The 8635-nt window shown below is 72.7% G+C and carries 7 protein-coding genes; 2 read left to right on the top strand and 5 right to left on the bottom strand.

Annotated elements, in window-relative coordinates:
* Positions 1-329 (bottom strand): hypothetical protein (locus tag AC2W7J_RS12500; protein ID WP_485982748.1); only part of this gene is annotated, 329 nt, incomplete at its 3' end.
* Here AC2W7J_RS12500 and AC2W7J_RS12505 point away from each other — a divergent pair.
* Positions 313-2619 (top strand): glycosyltransferase family protein, encoded by a 2307-nt coding sequence (locus tag AC2W7J_RS12505; protein ID WP_485982749.1) that lies wholly within the window; start codon positions 313-315, stop codon positions 2617-2619. The genes AC2W7J_RS12500 and AC2W7J_RS12505 overlap by 17 nt on opposite strands.
* The gene (locus tag AC2W7J_RS12510; protein ID WP_485982751.1) at positions 2616-3365 is read left to right on the top strand and encodes a DUF6270 domain-containing protein; all 750 of its coding nucleotides are present in this window, start codon (positions 2616-2618) and stop codon (positions 3363-3365) included. The genes AC2W7J_RS12505 and AC2W7J_RS12510 overlap by 4 nt, the downstream gene beginning before the upstream one ends.
* Here the strand turns inward: AC2W7J_RS12510 and AC2W7J_RS12515 are convergent.
* Genes AC2W7J_RS12515 through AC2W7J_RS12530 form a run of 4 tightly spaced genes read right to left on the bottom strand, consistent with a single transcriptional unit; the run spans position 3352 to position 8540 of the window.
* Positions 3352-5634: a DUF6270 domain-containing protein gene (locus AC2W7J_RS12515; protein WP_485982753.1), complete on the bottom strand. Its 2283-nt coding sequence runs from the start codon at positions 5632-5634 to the stop codon at positions 3352-3354. The genes AC2W7J_RS12510 and AC2W7J_RS12515 overlap by 14 nt on opposite strands.
* On the bottom strand, positions 5631-6491 hold the full coding sequence (locus tag AC2W7J_RS12520) for an ABC transporter ATP-binding protein (protein ID WP_485982755.1): 861 nt from the start codon (positions 6489-6491) through the stop codon (positions 5631-5633). The genes AC2W7J_RS12515 and AC2W7J_RS12520 overlap by 4 nt, the downstream gene beginning before the upstream one ends.
* Positions 6484-7371: an ABC transporter permease gene (locus AC2W7J_RS12525; protein WP_485982757.1), complete on the bottom strand. Its 888-nt coding sequence runs from the start codon at positions 7369-7371 to the stop codon at positions 6484-6486. Before AC2W7J_RS12525 ends, AC2W7J_RS12520 begins: the two co-directional genes overlap by 8 nt.
* A complete protein-coding gene (locus AC2W7J_RS12530; protein ID WP_485982759.1) occupies positions 7368-8540 on the bottom strand; it encodes a glycosyltransferase in 1173 nt (390 codons plus the stop codon). The genes AC2W7J_RS12525 and AC2W7J_RS12530 overlap by 4 nt, the downstream gene beginning before the upstream one ends.
* Between the last annotated feature and the right edge of the window lie 95 nt (positions 8541-8635).

Consider the following 8635-nt stretch of genomic DNA (forward strand, 5'->3'; position numbering starts at 1 on the left):
CGGCCGCCGCAGCCGGCTGTGGACCCCTCGACGAGCGCACCTGGCTGCACGTCGCCGAGGCCTTCCGCGACGCCCACGCCCGCGCGACCGCGGCAGTCGCTGCCCACGACGCCACCACCGACCGTGACCTGCGGTCCCTGCGGGTCGGGATCATCGCCGACGAGTTCACCACCGAGACGCTGCGCCCCACCTTCGACCTCGTGCCACTGGACCGCCAGGGGTGGCGCGACCAGCTCGACGGGCTCGACCTCGTCTTCGTCGAGTCGGCGTGGAAGGGCAACGACGGCCAGTGGCTGCGTGGAGTCGGTCGGTATGACGACGACGAGCACGCCGACATCGTCGCGCTGCTCGCGCGGCCGCGAGCTCGGCATCCCCTCGGTCTTCTGGAACAAGGAGGACCCGGTCCACATCGAGCGCTTCATCGCGACCGCCTCGCTGTGCGACCACGTCTTCACCACCGATGCCAACTGCGTGCCGCGCTACCTCGCCGCCGGGGTGGGCACGGTCCGCACCGCGTCGGGGCTGCCCTTCTACGCTCAGCCGCTCATCCACAACCCGCTGCCCGGCGCGCGCACCTACGACCCCTCCGTCGCCTACGCCGGGACCTACTACGGCGAGCGCTACGCGAAGCGCTCCGCCGAGCTCAGCCGCCTGCTCACCGTGGCCCAGCCCTTCGGCCTGGCGATCTACGACCGCCAGGCGGCGATCCCGGACTCGCCGTACCACTTCCCCGCGATCTTCCGCGGCAACGTGCGCGGCTCGCTCCCCTACGACGAGGTCATCGACTCCTACAAGTCGCACCTGGCCAACCTCAACGTCAACTCCGTCGCCGACTCCCCGACGATGTTCTCCCGACGAGTCGTCGAGGTCGCCGCCTGCGGTGGTGTCGTCCTCTCGGGCCCCGGCCGCGGCATCGGCGAGACGCTCGGCCCGACGATCCCCGCGACCAACGACTCCGACGTCTGGCGCGCCTCGCTGGGCCTGTGGTCCCGCGACCCGCAGGCCCGGCTGCGCGAGGCCTGGCGCCAGATGCGCACCGTCCTGCGCTCGCACACCGTGACGAGCGCGATGCTCCTGCTGACCCGCACCGCCGGCATCCCGACCCGCGGCGACGTGCTGCCCACGTACGCGGCGATCGTCGACGACTTCCGCACCGAGGTCCTCGACTCGCTGGCCCACCAGTCCGTCCTGCCGACCCGGGTCCTCGTCGTCGGCGACGCCGAGGCCGCCCGCGAGCGCCTCGCCCACCTCGGGGTCGACGTCCACGCCTGGGACGGCCGCGGCCTGTACAACGCGATGACCGCCGACTACGTCGTGCGCCTCGAGGAGCCGGTCGCGACCCGCACCGGCATGGAGGACCTGCTGCACACCCGCGGCTTCGGCAACTGGGAGCGGATCAGCGGCGCCGTCGACCCCGACCACGCGGCCGGCGACGCCTTCGCCCACGAGACCCGGGCACCGATGTCCGGCCCCGCGATGGTCCACCGCAGCGTCATCCGCACGCACCATCGCAGCCCGCGCCCCTACGAGGCCGGTCTCGATCAGGACGACGCGAAGGGAGTCCACCTCACCCTCCCCGCGGCCTCCCCCGCCATCGAGCACGGCACGACGGCTCCGACCGCCACCGGTCGCCCGACGCGCCACCTCAAGGTCGTCGTCGCCGGCCACGACCTGAAGTTCGCCCGGGCGATGATCCGCGACCTGCGGGCCTCCGGCCACGAGGTCGAGATCGACGAGTGGGCCGACCACGCCAACCACGACGAGGAGCGCTCCAGCCGTCTGCTGCAGGGCGCCGACGTCGTCGTCTGCGAGTGGGGCCTGGGCAACGCGGTCTGGTACAGCAAGCACCTCATGCCCGGCCAGCGCCTCGTCGTGCGGGTCCACTCGCAGGAGCTGCGCCGCCCCTACCTCGCCTCGATCAAGCACTCGGCCGTCGACGCCTACGTCTTCGTCGGCGACCTCATCCGCGACGCGGCCGTGGCCAGCCACGGAGTGCCGGCGGACAAGGCGCACGTCGTGCCCAATGCCGTCGACCTCGATGGTCTCGACCTGCCGAAGTCCCCCGGTGCCGAGACGACCCTCGGCCTCGTCGGCATCGTCGCCCGGCCGAAGCGGCTCGACCGGGCCCTCGACGTGCTCGAGGGCCTGCACGCCCGCGGCCTCGACCACACCCTGCGGGTCAAGGGCAAGACCCCCGCCGACTACCCCTGGATGGCCCAACGCCCCGACGAGATGGCGTACTACGATGAGCAGTTCGCCCGCATCGACCGGATCAACGCCGAGCGTCCCGGGGCGATCGTGCTCGACGGCCACGGCGACGACATGGCGCAGTGGTACCAGGGCATCGGCGTGGCCCTGTCGACGAGCGACTTCGAGTCCTTCCACCTCACGGTCGCCGACGGCGCGGCGTCGGGCGCGCTGCCCGCGCTGCTCGCCTGGCCGGGCTCGGACCTGATCTACCCACGCGAGTGGATCAGCCCCGACGTCGAGTCGATGGTCGAGCGGATCGCCACTGCGCCCAGCGACGGCGAGGCCTTCGCCGAGCAGGCCCGTGCGGCCTTCTCCCACGAGCGGACGACCACCCAGCTGACCGAGATCATCACCGGAGGCACCGCGTGAGCACCGACGACCAGGACCGCGTCCGCACCTTCATCTACGGCAGCTGCGTCTCCCGGGACACCCTGGAGACCATGGGCGACACCCACGAGCTCATCGCCTACGTCGCCCGCCAGTCCGCGGTGAGCGCCGGCCACCCGGCCGAGGGCGTCTGGCCAAAGCTGGAGCCCATCGAGTCCCCCTTCCAGCGGCGCAACGTGCAGGGCGACATCGAGGGTGATGCCCTCACCCAGCTCGCCCGTCGGGCCGACGATGTCGACGTGCTCGTCATCGACCTCATCGACGAGCGGGGCGGGGTCGTCGAGGTCGGCGGCGGCTACGTCAGCCGCCTCGCCGAGCTGTGGCGGGCCGGCGGTGCCGAGGCCACGAGTGACGGCCACCAGATCGACTTCGGCACCGACGAGCACTTCGCCTTGTGGTCCCCGGCGATCGCCCGGCTCGCGGCGGAGATCGACGAGCTGGGCCTCACCGACCGGGTCGTCGTGCTCGAGACCGACTGGGCCGACGCGCTCGACGACGGGGAGTCCCTCGAGGCCATGGAGTCCGGCCTGACGCCCGACGAGGCCAATGCTCGCTACCGCCGCTACTACGACCGGGTGCGCCGACTGGGCTGGCAGGTCGTCACCCTCCCCGCCGAGCTCACCGCGTCCACCCGCGAGCACCAGTGGGGCGCCAGCCCCTTCCACTACACCGCCGGCGCCTACGCACACCTCGCCGCGGGCATCCGCGACGCCGTCACGCGAGGGTGACCGGCGCCGAGGCGCGCGAGACCCGCGTGCCGTCGGCGAGCATGACGAAGACCCTCACGACGTAGCGCCCGGGATCGACCCGCCAGAAGGTGTGCGCGCGGGCCACGTCGTAGCTGGTCATCTCCACCCGCTCCGCCCCGCGGAAGAGGTGGTAGGCGACCCGCGCCCCCTGGGGCACCGCGACCCCGACGACGATCGCCGCCGGGCCCGAGGGACCCACCGACACGACGACCCCGTCTCCGCCGTCGTCGACCCCACCCAGGTCGGGAGCCGGGGCGGTGTGCCGGACGAGCTCGCCAGCGATCGCGCGCTCGGTCTCGTCGTCGAAGTGGAAGGGAGCGGACCCCCACCGGTGCGGGTCGCCCGCCCTGGGGAGCAGGTCACGGCCGATCACGGGGATCCCGACGATCTCCTCCACGCTCGCCACGTAGGGTCGCATCGCGGCGTTGCCCGCCTCGGCGTCGAGGTCGAGGCTGCGGCCGGTGAGCGCCCCCTCGGTCGTCAGCACCGCCCAGGGGACCGCGAGCAGGACAGCGCGTCCGAGCAAGCCCGTCTCCTCGAGGAGGGCCCGCCACCGGACGAGCGCCTCGCGGAAGAGGTCCAGGTGCTCGTCGGAGCCGAAGGGGACCAGTCGTGCGCCCACGGGCGGCGCGCCATCGCGGTGCAAGCCGAGCCACTCGACGGTCCGCGTCGTCACGCCACCGTCGGGATGGACGAAGACGCCGAGACGCTCGTCGACGAGGTCGAGCACGACGAGGTCGCTGCGCGGGGCCATCGCCCGCACCTTGTCGGGCAACGCGCTCGCGTGGTCGGCCTCGAAGACGCGCCGCTGGAAGGCGCTCGACAGGTGGTCGTGCTCCGGAGGCAGCGGCACCGGCGGGCCGAAGGCGCTCACCAGGCTCTGGCGCGCCTCGTAGGCCACGAGTGAGATGTCGCTCGGCAGGTGCTCGCAGGCGTCGCGAGAGACACAGCTGCCGACGACGCCGATCCCCCGCTGGGCGGTGACGGTGAGCGGCACGGTCACCGAGTCGACGGTGTGCCCGTACCAGTCCCGCAGGTGCACGGTCGCCGTCAGCGCGCCCGGGGCAGCGATCGCGATGCCCGTCGGCGGGACGTCGCGCCACGACACCCGCGCGGCCCAGGCGATCTCGACCTTGACCCGCACGGGGTCGGTGAGCAACTCGGGTCGGCCCATCCACACCCGCACGATGCCGCACCCGTCCTGAGTGACCCGGAGCCCGGTACGCAGCAGGTCGACCGCTCCACCGCGGAGGTCGACGGGCAGCTCGTGGCGCGGCGGGACAGGCGCCAGCCCACCCGAGCGCAGGTCGGTCGCGATCCGGCGTGGGTCTGCCCCCGACCGGACCATGGCGAGGAAGGCCGCCTCGAGCGTGGCGCGCGGCGGTACCGCGTGCCCCTCGCCCATCCCTGCGACGAGCCAGCTCTCGCGACCCCCGGACCACAGGCCGTCGCCGAGGTCGTCGAGGTCGGTCCGGTCGAGGTAGGGCCCCATGTGGTCGGCGACGTGCGCGTCGGTCGCATTCTGCAGGACGAGGACGCGACCTCCGTCGCCGTGCGTCGCGACGGGGCGCCCGACGGCCGCCAGCTCGATCCCGGCCGCCCGAGCACGATCGGCCCGCTGGTCGACCGTCAGGCCACCCAGCGCAGGACGCGACAGCCCCAGGGCGGTCGCGAGGTAGGCATCGGCGAAGGGCGGCAGGTAGCGCTGGATGTCGGTCTGGGGATTCCACACGAAGGCCGACGTGGGCACCCGCGCGCGGCGCAGCTGCTCGAGTGCGGCGAACCCGCCGCCCGATCCCCCGACGAGCAGCAGCTCCTGCCCCCACCGGCGGTGGGCGAGCTCGAGGACCCGAGCGATCGCCTCCTGGGCGTGGTCACCGGCCCGACCCGCGTACCAGCCGAGCGTCAGGTCGGTCTCCGCGGCGACAAGCGGGTCGGAGAAGGCGAGGTACCGGCCACCCGCGAGCTTGCCGAGGTTGTTCCCGGAGAAGAAGGGGGGCGTGTGCTGCGGACGGCTCGGCATCGCGCCGCCGAAGAAGACAGGGACGCACAGGTCGGCATCGCCGGCGCGACCGCCGACGATGACGTCGAGATGGTCACCGCTCGGGAGCCGGATGACGTCGACACCGCGCTCGAGGCGCGCGCGAGCGACGAAGTCGTCGATGCTCGCCCACGCGCGCACCGGCGAGTACCTCGTGTAGTCGGCACCGCTCGGTCGCCACCCGTCGGGCAGGACTGGCTGGGTCACGAGGTGGCCGCCCGGCGGCGGGCCCGCCGACCTCGCGGCTCGGCGAGGGAGACCCTGGCCGGGGTGTGCCGGGCGATGGTGCCCTCGAGGACCCCGCGGGCCTTGTCCGTGTCGCCTTGGGCCTCGCACCACGCCCACCACCGGTAGGCCCGCGCCGTCTGCTCGGCGGGCCCGTCGGAGATGACCTGCCCCTCGTGCAGCCAGATCGCCCGGGTGCACATCTCCTCGATGACCTGCGCCGCGTGCGAGACGAGGAAGATCGTGCCGGCCTGCTCGCGAATCTTCTTCATCCGCTCGTCGCTGCGGGCCTTGGTCGCCGCGTCACCCGTGGCGAGGGCCTCGTCGATGAGCAGGATGTCCGGCTGGGCCGCCGCGGCGATGGCGAAGCGCAGCCGCGCCCCCATGCCGGAGGAGTACGTCTTCATCGGCCGGTGGATCGCCGACCCGAGGGCCGCGAGCTCGAGCACGTCGGGCACGGCGGCCTCCGCCTCCTTGGGCGTGAGGCCCATCGCGAGCAGGCCGAGGCGCACGTTGCGACTCCCCGTGAGCTCCGGCTGCAGCGCGGCATTCACCCCGAGGAAGGTCGGCGTGCTCGTCGCGAGCACGGTGCCCGAGGTCGGCGGCTCGAGCCCGGCGATGATCCGCAGGAGCGTCGACTTGCCCGAGCCGTTGTGCCCGAGGATGCCGATCGTCTCCCCCTGGTGGGCGACGAGGCTCACGCCCTGGAGCGCGTGCACGCGGGTCGCCCGTCGCAACAGGCGGCGACGGTGACCATCGTCCTCCTCGGCATTGACCCGATAGGTCATCCGCACGTCCTGGACGACGACGCTCGCATCGGTGATCAGCGGATCACTCACGGCCGTAGTGCTCCTCTCCGTGCCAGAAGAAGAGGAACCCGAAGAGGGGCGTGATGATCGCCCACGCGGCGAGGACGACCCACAGCCGCAGGTCTCCGGGCTGCGAGTAGAGCAGCAGGTCACGTGAGATCTCGAGGACGCAGTACAGGGGGTTGAGCTGTGAGATCGCCATGACGAGCGGGTGGCCGTCGCTGATCTTCTCGATGGAGAACATCACGCCCGAGCCGTACATCCAGATCCGACTGATGAAGGAGACGGCCACCTTGGCATCCGGGACGAGCGCACCGAAGCGGGCGGCGTAGAGGGCCAGGCCGGTGTTGAAGAGGGTCTGCAGGAGGAAGACGACGGGGAAGAGCAGCCACCACGCAGAGACCTGCGCGTGCGGCGGGATGGCGAGGATGAGCACGACCATCGTCGCGATGACGGGGAAGGTCGACAGGGTCTCGCGCAGGGTCCCCGCCAGCGGGATGACTGCGCGGGGGAAGGCGAAGGTGCGGATGAGGTTCTTGCCGCTCTGGATCGCCGACAGACCGCCGGTCAGGCACCTGGAGGTGTAGCCGAAGAGGAAGATGCCGATGAGCAGGAACCCGACGAAGTTGTCGATCCCGTCTCGGGCACCGAAGACGATGCCGAAGATGACGAAGTAGGTGAGGCCGTCGAGCAGCGGCCGGCCGATGAGCCAGAGGTTGCCGAGCAGGTAGTCCTTGTTGGAGGTGGCGCTCTTGGCCCGGGAGTCGGCGACGATGAAGGCCCGCCGACGCCCGAGCTCGGCGAGGTAGGTGGGCAGCGAAGGGCGTCGCCCGACGGGGAGGAGCCCCCGCACGTCGACGTACTCCGTCGACACGGGCTGTCCCTCGATCTGCGCCTGCACCGACGTCATCCGCTCACCTCCGCACCCACCAGTGTGTCGTACAGACCGGCGTACCTGTGCGTCAGGGCGGTCCACGTCCGGGTCTCGGCGAAGGCCCGACCCCGCAGGCCGAGGTCGGCGCGCAGCGTCTCGTCACCGGCGAGCCGCACGAGGGCCTGGGCGAGGTCCTCGGGGTCCTCGGGTCGCACGAGCAGCCCGCTGCCGGGCGTCTCGACGATCTCGGCGAGCGCCGGCAGGTCGCTCGCGACGACGGGGCGGCCCACGGCCATCGCCTCGATCGGCTTGAGCGGCGTGACGGTGCGCGCGACGTCCACGTCGCGGCGCGGCACGGTGAAGACGTCGAGGGCCTGGTGCCACAGCCGCGCGGTGCCCCGGGAGACCCGCCCCGGGAGCAGACGTGCTCGGCGAGTCCGTAGGCTCTGCACCTGGTCGACGAGCGCCGGGGCGCGCGACGCCGTCGCCGACGATCGCTCCGCGCACGTCGACCCCGGCTCGCGGGCCAGGGCGATGGCGTCGACGAGGGTCGACAGGCCCTCGTAGCCGACGATCGACGACACGGTGCCGACCCAGATCCCTTCCTCCGGCAGGTCGAGACGACGACGGGCCAGGTGCGCGGGCGGCGCGTCGACGAGCAGCGTCGCGTCGACAGCATTGGGCACGATGGTGATCCGGTCGGAGGGCACCCCGCGCTCGACGAGGTCGTCGCGCAGGGCCTCGGAGAGGGTGACGACGGCGTCGGCCGCGCACGCCATCTCGATCTCGCGGGCCCGCCACAGAGCGTAGCGCTCGCTCGCCAGCGCGACGGCGTCGGAGCCGTCGGGGCGCGAGGTCGCCCACGTCTTCTCCAGCTGCCCCCGCACCTCGTAGACCCACGGGACGCCGAGCGAGGCGGCGGCCGCCTGGGGCGACGAGGGCATTGGGGTAGTGCGTCGTCGCGTGCAACACCTCGGTGCGCGAGCGCGCCCCGAGGTCGACGACGCCGCGGGCCACAGCCCGAGCCGCTCCTCGAGCGTCTCGGGCAGCCGGGGCGCGAGCACCCGGTGGTAGGGCACCCCGTCGACGAAGTCGGTGTGCTGCGCCCCCGGCAGCCCGACGGTCACGGGGTAGCCGGGCCGGTGATGGCCCGCGCCCCGGATGCCGGCCGCCGTCTGCGCCTGGAGGATCGCGTGGCTGCGCAGGGCGTAGCCGGACCCGGTGTGCGGAGCGAGTTGGTGAGCAGGTGGGTGACGCTGCGGCGGCGAGCGCGCTCACGCGGCCCGGCATCGGGGGCACG

This window comes from Janibacter sp. CFPM2_SD2 (assembly GCF_057364645.1).